This window comes from Pseudomonas imperatae, from assembly GCF_057128625.1.
Genome location: NZ_JBSKHP010000040.1, coordinates 38301 through 53863, shown reverse-complemented (window position 1 = coordinate 53863; position 15563 = coordinate 38301). Strand labels below are relative to the sequence as shown.

General features: G+C 56.6%; 13 protein-coding genes and 1 pseudogene. 4 read left to right on the top strand and 10 right to left on the bottom strand.

The annotated features are described in order from the left end of the window. Nucleotides 1-240 precede the first annotated feature (240 nt). A complete protein-coding gene (locus tag ACWKWX_RS30965; RefSeq protein ID WP_483829742.1) occupies nucleotides 241-1206 on the bottom strand; it encodes an AraC family transcriptional regulator in 966 nt (321 codons plus the stop codon). Nucleotides 1207-1327: 121 nt separating this feature from the next. Between ACWKWX_RS30965 and ACWKWX_RS30960 the strand changes: the two genes are divergently transcribed. Next, nucleotides 1328-2290: an SDR family NAD(P)-dependent oxidoreductase gene (locus ACWKWX_RS30960; RefSeq protein ID WP_483829741.1), complete on the top strand. Its 963-nt coding sequence runs from the start codon at nucleotides 1328-1330 to the stop codon at nucleotides 2288-2290. 454 nt (nucleotides 2291-2744) lie between these two features. On the opposite strand, the gene ACWKWX_RS30955 is transcribed toward ACWKWX_RS30960, so the two are convergent. The 5 genes and pseudogenes from ACWKWX_RS30955 to ACWKWX_RS30935 form a co-directional block, all read right to left on the bottom strand. Continuing rightward, nucleotides 2745-3902: an MFS transporter gene (locus tag ACWKWX_RS30955; RefSeq protein WP_483829740.1), complete on the bottom strand. Its 1158-nt coding sequence runs from the start codon at nucleotides 3900-3902 to the stop codon at nucleotides 2745-2747. Between the two features lie 250 nt (nucleotides 3903-4152). Further along, nucleotides 4153-4887: a condensation domain-containing protein gene (locus ACWKWX_RS30950; RefSeq protein WP_483829739.1), complete on the bottom strand. Its 735-nt coding sequence runs from the start codon at nucleotides 4885-4887 to the stop codon at nucleotides 4153-4155. 337 nt (nucleotides 4888-5224) lie between these two features. Then, a pseudogene (locus tag ACWKWX_RS30945) lies at nucleotides 5225-5655 on the bottom strand (DDE-type integrase/transposase/recombinase); the annotation flags it as partial. A gap of 149 nt (nucleotides 5656-5804) precedes the next feature. Further along, nucleotides 5805-6860 (bottom strand): NAD(P)-dependent oxidoreductase, encoded by a 1056-nt coding sequence (locus ACWKWX_RS30940; protein WP_483829738.1) that lies wholly within the window; start codon nucleotides 6858-6860, stop codon nucleotides 5805-5807. A 254-nt stretch (nucleotides 6861-7114) separates the two neighbouring features. Then, nucleotides 7115-8332 (bottom strand): MFS transporter, encoded by a 1218-nt coding sequence (locus ACWKWX_RS30935; RefSeq protein WP_483829737.1) that lies wholly within the window; start codon nucleotides 8330-8332, stop codon nucleotides 7115-7117. 425 nt (nucleotides 8333-8757) lie between these two features. On the opposite strand from ACWKWX_RS30935, the gene ACWKWX_RS30930 reads away from it, so the two are divergent. After that, on the top strand, nucleotides 8758-9669 hold the full coding sequence (locus ACWKWX_RS30930) for a LysR family transcriptional regulator (RefSeq protein WP_483829736.1): 912 nt from the start codon (nucleotides 8758-8760) through the stop codon (nucleotides 9667-9669). An 89-nt stretch (nucleotides 9670-9758) separates the two neighbouring features. On the opposite strand, the gene ACWKWX_RS30925 is transcribed toward ACWKWX_RS30930, so the two are convergent. Further along, the gene (locus ACWKWX_RS30925; protein ID WP_483829735.1) at nucleotides 9759-9893 is read right to left on the bottom strand and encodes a histidine phosphatase family protein; all 135 of its coding nucleotides are present in this window, start codon (nucleotides 9891-9893) and stop codon (nucleotides 9759-9761) included. A gap of 241 nt (nucleotides 9894-10134) precedes the next feature. Between ACWKWX_RS30925 and ACWKWX_RS30920 the strand changes: the two genes are divergently transcribed. After that, nucleotides 10135-10746, top strand: coding sequence for a histidine phosphatase family protein (locus tag ACWKWX_RS30920; protein WP_483829734.1), 612 nt, complete (start codon nucleotides 10135-10137; stop codon nucleotides 10744-10746). A 27-nt stretch (nucleotides 10747-10773) separates the two neighbouring features. Here ACWKWX_RS30920 and ACWKWX_RS30915 read toward each other — a convergent pair whose 3' ends face one another. After that, nucleotides 10774-11220, bottom strand: a complete 447-nt coding sequence (locus ACWKWX_RS30915; protein WP_483829733.1) for an NUDIX hydrolase — start codon at nucleotides 11218-11220, stop codon at nucleotides 10774-10776. Nucleotides 11221-11853: 633 nt separating this feature from the next. On the opposite strand from ACWKWX_RS30915, the gene ACWKWX_RS30910 reads away from it, so the two are divergent. After that, nucleotides 11854-12258, top strand: a complete 405-nt coding sequence (locus ACWKWX_RS30910) for a hypothetical protein (RefSeq protein ID WP_473002990.1) — start codon at nucleotides 11854-11856, stop codon at nucleotides 12256-12258. A gap of 4 nt (nucleotides 12259-12262) precedes the next feature. Here ACWKWX_RS30910 and ACWKWX_RS30905 read toward each other — a convergent pair whose 3' ends face one another. Together ACWKWX_RS30905 and ACWKWX_RS30900 are read right to left on the bottom strand one after the other, a co-directional pair. Continuing rightward, nucleotides 12263-12871, bottom strand: a complete 609-nt coding sequence (locus ACWKWX_RS30905) for a class I SAM-dependent methyltransferase (protein ID WP_473002989.1) — start codon at nucleotides 12869-12871, stop codon at nucleotides 12263-12265. A gap of 193 nt (nucleotides 12872-13064) precedes the next feature. Beyond that, nucleotides 13065-15494 (bottom strand): TonB-dependent siderophore receptor, encoded by a 2430-nt coding sequence (locus ACWKWX_RS30900; RefSeq protein WP_483829732.1) that lies wholly within the window; start codon nucleotides 15492-15494, stop codon nucleotides 13065-13067. Between the last annotated feature and the right edge of the window lie 69 nt (nucleotides 15495-15563).

The following is a 15563-nucleotide window of genomic DNA, read 5'->3' as shown; positions in this document are numbered from 1 at the left end:
AATATCGCAACGACCAGAAGCCATGGGCTAACTCACCAGCAACTTGAAAGTGTTTTTACACACTCTGGGCCGATTGCAGCCCTTAGAGACAGGCCTCGTTGGTTCGGTAGCCGCCTCTGGGCCAATTCCGCATAGCGGGTTCGGTTGGATGCAGACCGCTTCGCGAATTTAGCCAGGGGCGGAGGCATTGATCTTTAGGCAGGTTTACGAACCGGCAGATATCGGCCAGAAGCTATCCCTCTATCCAAGTACCCGAGGCTTCTTTACCAAGGCTGGCCGTGCTCCAGGCCAAGATATGGAAACTGCTCGCGCCCTGTATTCACGAGGGGAACAACCCATCACGCGCTTGAACGCATGGCTAAACGCACTATCGGAGTCATAGCCTAGCTTCTGTGCGATAGACGAAATAGTAACCTGATTGTTCGTTTTTAAAAATTTTGCAGCTAACTGCATGCGCCAGCGCAAGACGTACTCCAATGGAGTGGTACCGGACTTTTCCTTGAATCGCAGTGCGAAGGTCGACCGGGAAACACCCGCAATTTCGGCAAGGTTTTCAACCGTCCAAGAGCGTGCGGGATCGGCATGAATGGCTTGAATGGTTACCCCTATACGCGGATCAGATATGGCAACCAACCAACCCGGGACGTTATTTACTTCCTGAGTCGAATACATTCGTAACACCTGCACCAGCATGATGTGGCCGAGGTGCTGAACGATGATGGAGTTCCCAAGCGAGGGATTGGTAAGCTCGTGAGCCATACGCCGAAGGGCCCAATTCAGCACGGAAGCTTGATCCGTACCACTTTTGATGACGGCAACGGCGGGCAATCCTTCAAATAGCAGGCTAGCTTCCTCACCGAAGTCAAAACGACCTCCGATCAAGAAAAACGCATCAGCCGTACCACAGCTGGCAATGCCATTGACAGCGTGGCGATAGATCGCCTCTGAGTGGATGGCCGGAAATGACAAGTCGCTGCGAAGGGAAAATGCCCGCTTGCGTGGCAAAAGAAAGCAATCTCCAGCTGTCAACTGGATCGGTTGCCCCAAGCCTTCCACCACTAGCCAACAAGTCCCTTCGACGATCGCATTGAATTTGACGCCATCGGGCGGCGGGAAGTCGATAGCCCAGTCGCCGCCCGCCTTCAGACCTGCAAAAAGAGAGCTGTGGGTGTTCAAAAGAGAGAGGGCTTCGGAGAGGGGATCCATGGATGTAGGACGATCTCGACAGATAGTTGGACTTTGGTGCATTCAAAGTCCTAAGCCTAACCTAGACAATGGTCGCCGTGGATGTTTTCCCCTATCGCTTGCCAGATATCAAGGACACGCCATGACCAGCAAACAGTCTCCCATCCAATCGGGGTTTGGAGCGGCAACCACCGCAGCAGCGGTACTCGAAGGGCACTATCTGACCAACATCACCGCTATAGTGACTGGGGGGCATTCGGGCCTGGGCCTAGAGACGACAAAGGCACTGAGTGATGCAGGCGCGCGTGTCGTTGTTGCGGCACGTGATGTTAAAACTGCGCGCGCAAACACCAGCGGAATTTCGAATGTTGAAATCGAGCAACTGGATCTTTCCGACCTGGCCAGCGTGCATGACTTTGCACAGCGTTTCCTGGCCAGTAATCGGCACATCGACATCCTGATAGGCAGCGCAGGAGTCATGGCTTGCCCGGAAACCCGCGTAGGGGCAGGCTGGGAGGCACAGTTTGCCACCAATCATCTGGGGCATTACGCACTCGTAAATCTGCTCTGGCCTGCGCTCAAGGGTGGTGCAAGGGTGGTCATGGTGTCATCGGCAGGGCATCAGCAATCAGATATTCGCTGGAAGGATGTGCACTTCACACAGGGCTACGATAAGTGGTTGGCCTATGGTCAGTCGAAGACGGCCAATGCGTTGTTTGCCGTCCACCTTGATCGGCTTGGTCAGCACGAAGGTGTCCGTGCTTTCTCCCTTCATCCCGGTAAAATTCTCACACCGCTCCAACGCCATTTGCCTTTGGACGAAATGGTTGCCGCCGGCTGGCTGGACGCGAGCGGCAACCTTGCTGATCCTACTTTTAAGACAACACAGCAGGGCGCGGCCACCCAAGTTTGGGCCGCAACAGCTCCGCAGCTAACTGAAATGGGAGGTTTGTATTGCGAGGACTGTGAGATCGCATCGTTAAACGAAAACGAACCACCATCCTTTGTCGGCGTCCGGCCCTATGCCACAGACCCTGAACAAGCTGAACGCCTTTGGGCGCTATCCGCCCAGCTTACCAGGCTTGACGCTTTTGACAGGAAATAGTGATCTGACAAGAACCGACAGTCCAGCAGACAGATGCGTGGAATTGACCGTATTGGCGATCCTGGCCGACTGCCGCTCGATGCTAAGGACAGCAATGGGTTGTGGTCAGTCATGATCGTCTGCTTTCGACTGTGGATTCAACCGGTGGACGCAACGGTCTAAAGGTAACCCAGTAAGAGGAGTGTTTCTTATGAAGCAGCGGCCTCGGATCTACTACACCGACACGCAGAAGGCCCTGATGTGGGACCGTTGGCGTGCGTATCCGTTATGCCTAATCGCTGTGCACGTCCGCCGTCTACACTCACGATCCTAGCCAATAAAGGCGACGCCGTCCGCATATTTTAGGACACTTTCACCTCAAGCTTCAGGAAAGGTGTGATGCCCGGACGGTTACGATCCGAGAAGGATCTGGAAGCATTTGATTACTGGCCAAGCAAATCGCCTCAGATGGCCTCTAGCGCGCAAATGATTGAGAGGCACGTGTCCTAAGTTCCGGTAGGAGCGAAAATAGTGCCAGTACACCTAGGCCAGCGCCAACCCAAAGCGCCCCTTGTAGTCCCAAGCCAGTTGCAGTACCCCAGCCGCCGATCCACGAGCCCGTCATAACACCGAGCATGATGCATGCCGTATGTACGGAGTTGGCCAGCATATTGTTATGTCCAACACGTGCTCCTCGGGTAATTAGGGCTGGGTTCATCGAAACACCGGTCAGACCGATTACCACCAGCGCCACGATGGCGACGGCTTTAATTTGGCCGAACAAAGCAAAGATTACCATTGCGGCAATTGCTGCCACTAACCCGTACGCGATGACACTGATGGTATGACGGTCGGCCAATCTGCCCACGATATTGTTGCCTACCAGCGTTGCAAGACCGTAGACCACCAGTAGTGCGGGAACGGTTACCGCCGAAAAACCGCTAACTTCTGTCAAGATCGGCACGAAATAGGTGAAGCCCGCAAAGGTTGCACCGATTAGCAACAGGCTAGTGGCGTAGACTTCCCACAGTTTGCTGTTTTTGAACACAGCCAGCTCTGAACGCAGTGACGAAACGTTAGGAGGCACAGGAAGCGGTGGCATTAGTTTTATCACCAGCAACCCGACTAGCATGGCTACAACAGCTACCGCCAAGAAACTGATACGCCAGCCGAACCAGTCGCCAACCAGCGTTGCTGCCGGTAATCCTAGGACGGTCCCCACCATCAGGCCCCCCAAGACCATTGAGGAGGCACGCCCAAATAAATGGCTCTGCACCAATTCCGAACACGCTGTCAGGGCGACACCAAAAAATGCCGCAGCTGAAATTGCCGTGACGAGCCGTGCGACTACCATGATCTCGTAGCCCGGCGCCAGCGCGCCTATAATCTGCCCAACCACAAAAAGACCAATCAAGCCCAGCAGGGCTTTCTTGCGAGGAACAGCGAGCAACGGGACGGTCAGCAACGGTCCCCCCAAGGCCATGGCGCCAGCATAGATCGTGACCAAATATCCCACGGCAACGTATGAAACACCGAAGTCGCTCGAAAGCTCTGGCATTAAACCGGCCACCATGTACTCGCTGGTGGTGAGAGCGAAGATTGCAGCGCCTAGTACATAGATTATCAGGGGCATAATATTTAAACCTCGAACAATTTGGTTATCAAACCGTGTGATGTCACGCTATTAGTCTCGTAGCAAGTCAGTGCGATTTGCAAAACCCTTCGATGCGGACTGCAACCCGCATCTTTGGGTAAAACTGTGGCGCAGTGGGCAAACAAGTTTGAGCTGGTGTGGATAATCGGCACCCCACATTCCGTCAATAGCGAATGCAGTGCTACCCTTGAATAGGCCCTTGAGTAAAAATCAGCGACACCGGTGAAAATCATGCCGTCAGCCTGTAAGTGGCGCTCTCGCCGCGGTCTTTGATAGTGGCCAGCAGCGGCGGCTCTAGGGTGATGGAGTAACGAGTGTTACTCCGCGTGCCAGCAGCCAGCTTGCGGCTGAACAGGGCAGGCTCCATCCCACTCAATATTTGGGAAAAGTTGGAACGATCTTGCCTGTACTGGTCCGATCGCTTGTAGTCGTCGGCCTCAATGACAGCCAGAAAGGATGTCGCTTGGATTTGCGTCTCCGTCACTGCATGGTTGGTTAATCTCAGGTATTCATCACGTACCTGACCAATGAAGTACTGCCAACCCCAGGCGTCGCAAACAACATGGTGCGCCCGGACATAGACATACGCTGAATCACTTGCTCGAAGCAGGAACAGGTCAGCCAATCGGCTGCCGTCTAGGGCGTAACTGACGCCAAAAGCATTGCGCAACCAGGCCTGGATATCAGCGTCGGGATCAGATTCATGCGTGAGGTCAAGGGCTGTAATCGAGACATCCAACTCGGCGGCGAGCCATTGAAAAGGCTCACCGTCTTCTTCCCCAAGGCGCAGGCGGAAGGCATCGGTGCGTCTGGCAACAGATGCCATTGCGTGACGCAATGCCTGTTCATCCACTTCGCCAACGAGTCGGTCGTAGCAGAAGAGCGTGTATTGATTACTTTCGGGGAACTGAACAGCGGCAACCCAGATGTCGCGCTGATAAGGCGGTAACGGCTTGCGGATCATCCCTGTATCCTCTTGAAGAAACTCCAAGGCGTGGAGGCATGCAATGCGCCAAAATACCAATCAGGCATTTGGCTCGTCCTCATCCTGAGTACGATTTTATCCATCATAAGCGTAGAAAACACTTGCACATCTTTATGAAATTATTTTCGAGCTTAGAAGAGAATTTGTGTTTGGCAAGCTGGCTTCACAGATTATTTGAAGCGCCCATCGTGACGGCGCGATGCATTATTGTGTTGCACTGTGGCTAAAGTTCGGAAGATCCAACGGTGAGTTTAGTCGGGTTGATGGTTTACCAAGGTTCTAGGCTCTGTACGAAAAAGGATGCCGCTGTAGTGGATCAACTGATCCCGGACACCGTGTTAAGTTTGTCCTCAGCGACCACAGGCGACAACCCATCGTTGAACTGATGCCGCCTTTGCCAGTTGTACCGCTTCATCATGAACCGACGGATATCCTGGTGGGCCAGTCACGCGGTCAAGTAGCCCACTGTCGGTATCCACTCCGTTTTCAGGCTACGAAACAAACGCTCCTCGGAGCGTTGCCATGGCAATTCCCGCGCCGGCTCATGGTCTTTTTAAAGCAGTAGCGCCACAGCAGTTGGCGAAAAATCCGGCTATCATATTGGCTGCCCTGATCGCGGTGGAATAAAACATTCTGTGGTCGACCCCGTTGCTTGTATGCTATGCCCAGGCCGTTGATCACCAAGTCGGCACCGGACTTCGGTGAGAACGCCCAGCCCACCACACGGTGTGCATACAGGTCGATCACTGCCTGCCCGCATTCCGCCCCAGGCGCTGGCCAAATCCTGAACCAGAGCACCTCCCATAGGATGTTTCAGCGTGGTTGCGTACCAATGCACGCGCGAACCTAACGGGCACACACTGGTGAGACAGATCGTGAGCCTGCGGTCTGGACTCTTAACGCACGTTGGCAACGGTGCTGAATAGATGGATCTTATCGACGATCTGTCGAGCAGCAGTCTTGATCGCCGTTGTGGTATTGCCCGCGATATGGGGCGTCAGTTGGGCGCCAGGGACACCTGCCAATGGCGAGCAGAACTGGTCTTTCTCCAGGGCAAACGTATCGATGGCAACCGCTTTAATGTGCCCGGGAAATTCGCGCATGAACGCCGCCAGTTGCTGCTCGTCGACGATGCCTCCACGTGCCGTATTGATCAGGATCGAGCCTTGGCGCATTTGGCTGAACTCGGTGGAGGTGAACAAGCCCTTAGTGTGTTGTGTGAGCGGTACGTGGATCGAGACGATATCCGCCTCGCCCAGCAATTGCTTAAGGTTTTTCCTTCGTTCGAGCCCAAGACCATGGGCGAGCTGCTCCGTAAAACGCTCGGAGCCTGTAGCAATGACCTTGATCCCCAGCGCTGTGGCCTTGTATGCGACCTGCTGGGCAATGCAGCCAGTGCCCACCAGTCCGAGCGTCAGCTCGGACCACTCAGGCCCAGGCGCCAACTTACCTTTGGCCCAATGGCCTGTCTGGGTTTGTGTGTTGTAGTAGTCCAGGTCTCTGGATAAAAACAACGCTTGGGCCACGACATATTCAGCGACAGCGGTTGCGTTGGAGCCTGGTGTGTTCAGTATCGTCACACCGTATTCTTCACAGGCGTGCCGGTCGATGTGATTGGTGCCCGCACCGGCCTGGGCGATAGCGCGAAGCGGCGATGCCAGGGCGGCAGACGCTGCAATGCGAATCAGTTCGCCACTCAGGGGGATATTTAACCGTGTCTTGAATACACTGTAGCCCCCGGCCTGCGCCACGGCAGCAATCAAGGCTTGCTCGTCGTGGCAGTTGATCTGCATATATTGAATGCGCTCGCCGTAGCGCTGCCGAATGAGTTCTTTGTCTGCTAAGTAGAAAAGATTGAGCGTCACGTCCAAGCCGAAACCAAGGAATTGGTCGACTTCCTCAAATAACAACGGCGGGCTTGGAGCATCCAATATCAGTGTGGTGAACGCCATGCGCTTTATCCTTTTGAGTCGTAGGAAATAGTTACCCTTCTAGCCGAAAGCGGACTGTAGTGACCGGCGGCCCCCGCCCCATTTCTGATGGCCAGCCTCAGCACTGTAGCCACTGCCGCAGGCTGCGCTGCCCTTCAACCACACTGAAAACCTCCTACGTACAGCGGCAAGCGCAGCCTGTCGGCAGCGGCTACAGCGCGTGACTGAGCCTTAGCCGTCGGGGGGATCGGCAGCTTCTGGCCGGTAGCTGCCGATTAAAGACACGTAGCCGGTGGCCTGTAAGCATCCCGCGCAGCATAGGCGTATGCATGAAGCGTTGGGAGCATCGCCAGCAGAGTCGCTACTGCACCAATCAGGAACACCACCGACATGCCCTCCTGACGGACTAACAAACCGGCAAGCGGTGCGGCTAGGCCGATGGAGATGTCGAAGCAGGCGTCGTAAAAACCGATGGCCAGGCCCAAGCTATGGTGTGGAATGTTGCGAATCGCCACCAGTGCGAACAGCGGATAGATCATTGACACGCCGAAGCCGCTCAGTAGAGCACCGAGAATGGCGTAGCCAGGTGTCGGTGCCGACCACAGCACAGCCTGGCCTGCTGCCTCGATGACTAACATCAGCAAAGCCATATTAGGCCCAACCGCAGTGTCCGATCGCGAACCCAGCAATAGGCGCGCACCCACATAGCCAGCGCCGAAGGCGGCCAGGGCATAACCGGCACCGCTCCACTGGTACTGAGCGTAGGTCAAAGTGATGAACGAAGATACCGTCACATAACCCATCGTGGCCAAGGCAAACACTAAGCCAGGACGCCAGATCTTGCTCAGCAGCTCTCCTATCTTCAGTGATTTCTCCACGGAATGGACCAGTCTGGCACCAGGGGTGCGCAGGGCGATGATCAAACCCACCAAGGGGATGAACATGGTCACCAGTGAAACCCATGCAAAGCTCACCACCTCACCTAGCAATGCGGCCAGTGCGGCGCCTGCGGAAATGCCACCGAACATGGCGATACCGATCCATGACAGTGCCTTGCCCGCCTTTGCGGCACCGAACATGCCGATCGGCCAAGTACTGCCACCAGTGAATAACAGGCCTTGAGCGAAGCCCATAGCAATACGCCCGGCGATAATAGCTACAAGGCTGATCAGAGGCGTTTCAACCAGCTGCGTCGCGACCAGGTAGCAACCACCGGAGATCGCACTCCCACTCAGGCCGAGCATAACGGTCCATTTAGGACCGCGACGGTCGGCGGCAGTGCCAGCAAAGTGCCGGGTCAGCAAGGTAGCCACAGACTCGATGCCCATCACACAGCCGACTACCAACATACCGTAGCCCAGTTGCCCGTGGACCCAAAGTGGGACAGACGCCAGCGGCATGCCCATGGCCATCAGGCCGAGAAAGACCACCACTGCGACCGGTAGTAATCGTCGGGTATCGCTTTGGATGGGTACTTGTGTTTCAACCGCCATGATCCAGATCCTTCTAGTACATAAACAAGTTAGTGCCGGGCGGGACGCCTCACACCAGCGCCGCTAGGAGTATTCCACCATGCGGGTTGGGCATGAAATAAGTGCTCTTGTGCGGGATTCGACGACCCTGGCGGTACAATGTCGCTAGGTGCTCCAGCGGTACCCGGGCCATCTGGAACAGTACATCAGTACTCCGGTACGGCAGGGTCGAACTGCACCGTTGCCAAAGGCTACAGCGATCCACCGGCAGGGCGCAGGTGCAGCGGGTAAAAGGTTGCGGCCATTCACAGCGCATCCACATGGGAACAAGGCTACGAATGGAAGGATTCATAAAAACATTCGTTATATTTTCGAACAATTTTATAAGATAGACCGACGAAAGGATCCAATACCCTTTTCGGACCGATTGATACCCAAGGACGAGCATGATCGACCTGCGCCGGCTGCGTTACTTTCTGATGGTGAGCGATGAGTTGCACTTTGGCCGTGCCGCAACGCGCCTGCACATCGCGCAACCGCCGTTGACTCGGCAGATCTCGGCACTGGAGACTGAACTGGGTTTTCGCTTGTTCGACCGCAGTTCTCGCAACGTCATCCTCACCGCTGAGGGCCGGCATTTCCTGCCCTACGCCCGCGCGGTGCTGGAGCAGGTGGAGCTGACGCAGGCCATCACCAGTAAACTGGCCGCAGGTTCCATGGGGAACCTGGCGGTGGGCTACGCCAGCTCCATCGCTCTCTCGGACGTTTTCAGCCAGACCATCCAGGCTTTCTGCTGCGCATTCCCGGACGTGCAATTGAGCTTGGAGGAAGGCGCCTCCAGTACCCAATGGGCGCATATCATTGAAGGCCGCCTGGATATCGGCATAAGCAGCATGCTGCCACCAAGCGACGACGCCGACGTCCAGGCCCTGTGTCTTGGCAACGAGCCACTGATAGCCGCCGTCGCCAGTGATAGTCTCCTTGCCCGGCAGGCGCAGGTGACGTTGGCGCAGTTGAGTGCTTACCCGCTGATCGCGTTCCCGACGGACTACGGCTCGGGCCTGAACGATATCGTCGAGAACCTCTACCGCCGCCACGCCCTCACGCGTCGGCCAGCGCCCACCGGCAAGCAGATCACCTCGATCATTGCGTTGGTGGCTGCGGGCCGGGGCGTGGCGGTGGTGCCCGAGTGCACGCAGACCTTGGCAAAGCGAGGCGTGACTTACCGGCCGCTGGCTGAACCCGAGGCCTCCGCGCCGCTATTTGTGCTCACCCGTAAGCATGAGCGCGGCCCGTTGGTGAGAGCGTTTGTCGATATGATTCAGCGAACGATGGCGGCGAAAGTAAAGAGTCATTGATCTGCGCTGAATATGCACCACTATAAGTCTCTCGTTCAGGGTACTTGCGGTTTCTATCGCCCGTAGACGTGGGGACACGTGCGTCCAGCTCAAGGGGGCATATTCGCAGCAAGCACTATGGCTTGTTCACGTCCTCCTGCTGTAAGCGAAGGATCGAGCGAACCCAGGTAACGTTGTTCGGCATTCGCCCAAGTTTCTCCATGCCGCACCACATACAAATCCATGAGTTCCATCTCATCAGGCTAAGAGCGGGAATTGTACCCATCTTGCAGTGGCTGGCGCTGTTGATGTCGAACAGCGGTTCTGGCCAAAAACGCTTATTCAGCGTTAGTGACCGCAACGCCCGCGCATGAACTCTCAGCAGCTTGGTATCTGCCGAGCAAGGGAAGGGTTCACATGCCTGTCACGCACATACCCTCAAGATATCGCGGCAGGGAGCGGACGACCATAAGGTGAGGCGCACGCATGAAGCGGTACTACGTTGTAACGCACGGAGAAGCACAGCATCATCTCGATCAAGTCGTCGGGGGCTGGTTTGACTCAAGTCTGACCCCAAAAGGAATCAAGCAAGCCTATGCGTTGGGAAGTTTTTTCGCTTCCGCGCACCTGGCGAAAAGCGTGGCCATCTACTCGTCAGACTTGCTGCGGTGCCGAGAAACCGCAGCAGTCCTCGGCGGGGCCATGGGGCTTGAAGTGAACTACGACCAGCGACTGCGAGAGATGTCATTTGGCGAGCATGAAGGCATGGACCAGGCGCTGCACAATACGGTCATGCAAGCTTCGGCTGCAACGCCGTGTGGCCGCATGGACCATGCTATCTGCCCGGGTGCGGAAACCCGACGGCAGCTGGCGCAGCGCCTGTCCGACTTCGTCCGGGATTTGAACGCCGAGGTTGAATGCAACGTCTTCGTGACTCACGGTTTTGCGGCAAGCCTTTTGATTAGCGCGTTGCAGCGGGTTTCCGTGGATAGCATGGCGTTCGTGTCGTTCAAAATGTCTCCCGGGAGCCTTTCCGAACTGGTAGAGGATGACGTGTTCAAGAACATCACGCTGATACAGCTCAACGTGCGGGTGTAGTCGCTCCTGACCGGCAGGCCAGCCTCGTCAGATGCCCGCGCGCACGAGGATATCTACAAGCCCTTCCGGAAACACCCGCTCATTGGTGGACCTCAATTCTTCAATGGACCACCAATAATGGTCTGTCATGACCTGGCGCTCATGGGGTGACCACTCCGAACGGGATAGGGACTGGTCCCCGGCATGCACGACAAAATATTGCTCAACGGCCAGCACCGTCTCGCCACTGGGGAGAAGCAGCGAGACACGCCGGTGCGCCACTGCTTCCCCCGTTACTGAAGCTTGCAGACCGGTTTCCTCACGCAACTCGCGCATCGCCGCAGCGTGGAATGTCTCGCCTTGTTCCAGGCCACCTCCAGGGGTTGCCCAGTGGCTAGTGCCTGCCAAAGCATCCTCGGTATGGGTAAACCTGAAAAGGAGCACTTTTCGAGACGGGCTGATAACGAGCAGTCGCGCTGCCTTGCGTTCGCGCATACGTGGTTCCTTCTTCTACAACCGCGGACCGTAAATGCTGGATGACCCAGATGATATTTACGGCTCTTTTGCTGATCAGCAAATTGGCTCAACCGGGTGTTACAGCCGGCAAAACGCCTAAAAGTCTGCAGGCCTGCTAATCGGTGGTTTGCTGCCAGGCTTGGCCAACTCATCCCATTCAGTAATCTGAGCCTGTCTTCGTTGCGGAAAATACAAGCATAACTCGGAGCCCACTTGCCCCTTCATGGAGGGGGCCGGTTTCGTGCCCTGGATCACTACCGCAATGATCCCGTCCGGCCCGGAGAAATAAGCGTTCGAGCGAAAAAACGATGGCCCGGTCAAGGTGCTCAAGGTTTTGCAGGCTGCCCGCGCTGCTTTTATCAACGCCGGTTCGCGGACAGCATCAGCATTCGCCGTTGCCCACCCCAGCAAAGCTATCCAGAACGCCAAGCACTTCCATGTCAATTTCCGAATCTCCAGTCGGTGAAAAACCTATTCATCGCGCAACGTGAGCAGCTTGCCAGTTGATGAAGTTATCCGAAAAAAATGACCGTTGTAGTCCGCGGGCCGTGGTCATAAAAGTGGAATCTCACTCGTGGATCATGCTGGGTATTAGCGGAGGAGGGATACCCCATGGACTGGAAGCTGGCGCTGGTATTGTCGGCATCGATTTTCACATCTCAGGCCCACGCGGATTCAGTTGCACAAGTACTGGGAGGCGCGCTCGGCTCGCTGGACTGCGTTGATATTAACGATGTAAGTAGCAAGCGTGTGTGCGAAGCACGCGCTGTATCAAACGGCGGCGGATGTCGTCAGCTGTCATCCTCTGCCGATCGTGAAGCCTGCCTGGATAGATCTGTCTTTCCACGCAAGGCTCGGCTCGCGCGGCTGGGTGGTGATCCGATAAAAACAGATCTGCGCTGGCCGCCGACCGAACAGGCCGCGCCTGCTGCGCCGCGGTTGCCCGGTACCGAACTTGACCGCATCGCGGGTGGCTTGGGAATAAGCCCGTTGAGGACTACGGCACTCAAACCCTGACACCTTAGCGAGTTACGGCAATGGTTTCGGGCATTCTGACGATGAGGTCGAAGCGATGCCAGTTGAGAGGGCCGTCGTCTCTTTCAATCAACGTTTCAGTTTCCCGTAGTAGCGCGATCTCCATGCCGCCGCAGAACCCTCGAATATCCTGCTCGGTGTGGAGAGTGAGGTTTTCTAGCGCGGACCATCCATGTCGGACTCCGAAAAAATGGCCGACAAACACGCCACCTGGTATCAGGGCACACCGAATGTGGTCCCACAGCAATGCAAAATGGCCAGGCCGGCAGAAGGGCAGTGACAAGCCGGCATGGATCAAGCCCGAGCGCGGCAACGGTGGCATTTGTTCAAAGCTGGCGAGCGCAGTGGTTAGTCTTCCGTGCTTTTCCGCTGGGCACGTCGCCGTAGTTAGCGCAATGGCTCCAGGCTCTTTATCGATAGCCAATACATGCCAGCCGGCGTCTAGCAACTGTCTTGTCTCGTTGCCCGCGCCACACCCCAGATCAACGGCCCATGGAGCACTTGTCCTTTCTGGCGCCAGGGCCAGTGCTTTGGCTAGCAGTGCGGAGGGGGCACGTGTGGCGGTTTGATGATAAAAGTCGTTCCAGGAGCGCACCGTTAAACCTCAATTCGTCCATGTTGCGGGGTACAGGGACGCTAAACCAGATTTGATTGCAGGGTGTCGATCGGAGGCCCGCTTCTGGCCGAGAGCAGCCAGTCGCTGGGCCTGTAATACACGGGAGAAATTCAGCGCGCCCTGCAGCCTGACGTGAACCAGCAACGGAAATCAGGCTACAAAGCGCCCATTATCAGAAGTCGTATCGCGTACTGATCATGAAGTTCCGGGGGTTACCATACAAACCTTGCGCTCCATTGATGCTACTGAAGTAAGTTTTATCGAACAGGTTGTTCAGGTTCAGCGTGGCGGAAAGTTTGGCGGTGAACTGGTAGCGAGCCATCGCGTTGAACACCGCGTAGTCGTCCTGTTTGATGGTTGTGCCGCTGAACGCCACGTAGGTCGGGGAATTCCAGTTGACGCCACCGCCTAGGGTCAGGGCATTCCAGTTCCCGCCGACGTTGTAGGTGGACCAGAACTTTACCATGTCGACTGGTATGGTCGTCAGGTTGCGGTCACCCTGGGCGTCACGCGTTTCGGCATGGGTATAGCTGCTACTTAGGTTCCAGCCTTGCACGGGTTGGCCATTGAGTTCCACCTCATAACCCTTGGTGATGGCACCTTTGACGGCGCGGTAGGCGCTATTGCTGGTTCCGGGAATCGTATAGCCGATATCCAGTTCGGCGAGGTTATCGCGCTTGACTTCGAACACCGCCGCGCTGGTGTTGAGGGCACCATTGAAGAACGCGCCTTTCCAGCCGGCTTCGTAGTTCTGGCCCGTGACCGGGTCAAGCACTACGCCGTTGCGATCCTGGTTGCTCTGTGGCTGGAAAATGTCGGTGTAGCTCAGATACACCGATTGTTCCGGAGTCAGGTCGTAGACCAGGCCTGCGTAGGGGGTGACTACGCCGTTTTCGCGTCGTCTCGACGTGCTGCCGGCCGTGCCGGTGTAGTAGCGCAGGCTGTAGTCGTAGCTGTAGTCGGAGTTGCGTACGCCCAGGATAAGATTCAGGTCGTCGGTCACCTTGAAGCGGTTGGCGATGAAAACCCCGCGCTGCTGGTAATGGGTCTTCATCACGAACGAGGGCGTATAGGTCGTACCCTCGGGCAGGTAGTTCTCCCACGTGTAGAAGTTGAAGAGGTTGGAGATGCCATCGCTCAGCACGTTATGGGTGTTGTCGTAGCTCGTGTAGTTGAAGCCGGTGACCAGTTCATGGGCGCGTCCGAACAGCTCGTAGGGAGCGTGCAGAGTCAGGTTGAAACCTTTCTGGGTTTGGTCCGCATTGGCCAGTCCACGATCGGCCCGGGCGTTACCAGTGGTCTGGTTGAGTGAAGGCAGCACGCCTACGTCTTTGAACAGGTAGTTGCCGATCAGGTCGGTGCGGTCGATGTCCATGTAGTTGCCCGCAACGTCCAGCGACCAGTCATTGGCGAACCGATGCTGCAGGGCAACCAGGTAGTTGTAGGTCTGGATCTCGTCCTTGGCCCAGCGGGCGCCCACGCTGGTGGATCGTGAGAAGTGAGCCGGCTGGCCGTTGCTGTACACCAGGGGGACGCCGGCGGCACCGTCGATGTCAATTTTCGAGTAGTCGACCCCGGTACGCAGGGTGGTGTCATCGTCCAGGTCGAACTCCATCACGCCGTAGAGAATGTCTCGATCGCTGCCATAGGCGTCCATGAAACTGTTCTGGGTCTGCTTGGCGCCCACTAGCCTCCCGCGAATGCTGCCTTCGGCGTTAAGGGGACCAGAGACGTCTACCTCGCTACGGTAGAGGTCCCACGAGCCCGCACCGGCTTGCACATGGGCCTGAAAGTCGCGGGTCGGTCGCTTGCGGACCATATTGATCAGGCCACCTGGGTCGCCGGATCCGGTCATGAGCCCGCTGGCGCCGCGCAGCACTTCGATGCGGTCGTAGAGCACCATGTCCATCGAGGTTTGTGGGATGGTGCGGGTCTGGCTGTCGGACTGCGTAGTGATGCCGTCGATCTGGTAATTGGTGATGGTGCTGCCGCGGGAGTAAATGTCGAAGCGGTCCATGCCGCTGTAGGCCACATTGATTCCGGGTGTCTGCTCCAGCACGTCGGTCAGGCGATTGAGTTGCTGGTCATCCATGCGCTGGCGAGTCATCACGCTCACCGACTGCGGAGTTTCGCGCAGGCTGAGACTCAACTGGGTTGCCGTGGCGCTGGCACCTGTGGTGTAGGAACCGGTATTTTCAGTGAGCTCCCCCAGCGCGTACCCCGATACCGATGTCGCACCCAGCTCCATGGCGCCAGCGTTGTCAGTCACTTTCAGCAAGTACACGCCATTGCTCTGGCGTACTGCCTGCAAACCACTGCCTGCCAGCAACATGGCAAAGCCTGCGTCAACGCTGTAGCGACCGTTCAGCCCTGGAGACTTGCGCCCTTGGGTAAGCGTTGCCTCGAAGCTCAGGGCGACGCCTGATGCGCCGGCAAAGCGGCTCAGGTTTTCGGTCAATGACCCGGCGGCGATATCGTACGTACGGTTTTCATCAATGCTGGCTGAGGCAGCGAATGTGTTGGCCGGCCCGGCGAGGCTCGTGCCAATGGCCAGGTGAATGGCTAACGCCAGGGCAGCATGCGGTCGTTGGGTAAAGCTCACGGTTCCCTCCCCGAGAACACTCGTTAATCCGTTTCCAGGGGTAGGCCGAGCCAGGTGCAGGAAAAGTGC

Coding starts and splice junctions, on each gene's coding strand:
- ACWKWX_RS30965 (WP_483829742.1), bottom strand. CDS start 1,206: ATGGATCCCCTCTCCGAAGCCCTCTCTCTTTTGAACACCCACAGCTCT.
- ACWKWX_RS30960 (WP_483829741.1), top strand. CDS start 1,328: ATGACCAGCAAACAGTCTCCCATCCAATCGGGGTTTGGAGCGGCAACC.
- ACWKWX_RS30955 (WP_483829740.1), bottom strand. CDS start 3,902: ATGCCCCTGATAATCTATGTACTAGGCGCTGCAATCTTCGCTCTCACC.
- ACWKWX_RS30950 (WP_483829739.1), bottom strand. CDS start 4,887: ATGATCCGCAAGCCGTTACCGCCTTATCAGCGCGACATCTGGGTTGCC.
- ACWKWX_RS30940 (WP_483829738.1), bottom strand. CDS start 6,860: ATGGCGTTCACCACACTGATATTGGATGCTCCAAGCCCGCCGTTGTTA.
- ACWKWX_RS30935 (WP_483829737.1), bottom strand. CDS start 8,332: ATGGCGGTTGAAACACAAGTACCCATCCAAAGCGATACCCGACGATTA.
- ACWKWX_RS30930 (WP_483829736.1), top strand. CDS start 8,758: ATGATCGACCTGCGCCGGCTGCGTTACTTTCTGATGGTGAGCGATGAG.
- ACWKWX_RS30925 (WP_483829735.1), bottom strand. CDS start 9,893: ATGGATTTGTATGTGGTGCGGCATGGAGAAACTTGGGCGAATGCCGAA.
- ACWKWX_RS30920 (WP_483829734.1), top strand. CDS start 10,135: ATGAAGCGGTACTACGTTGTAACGCACGGAGAAGCACAGCATCATCTC.
- ACWKWX_RS30915 (WP_483829733.1), bottom strand. CDS start 11,220: ATGCGCGAACGCAAGGCAGCGCGACTGCTCGTTATCAGCCCGTCTCGA.
- ACWKWX_RS30910 (WP_473002990.1), top strand. CDS start 11,854: ATGGACTGGAAGCTGGCGCTGGTATTGTCGGCATCGATTTTCACATCT.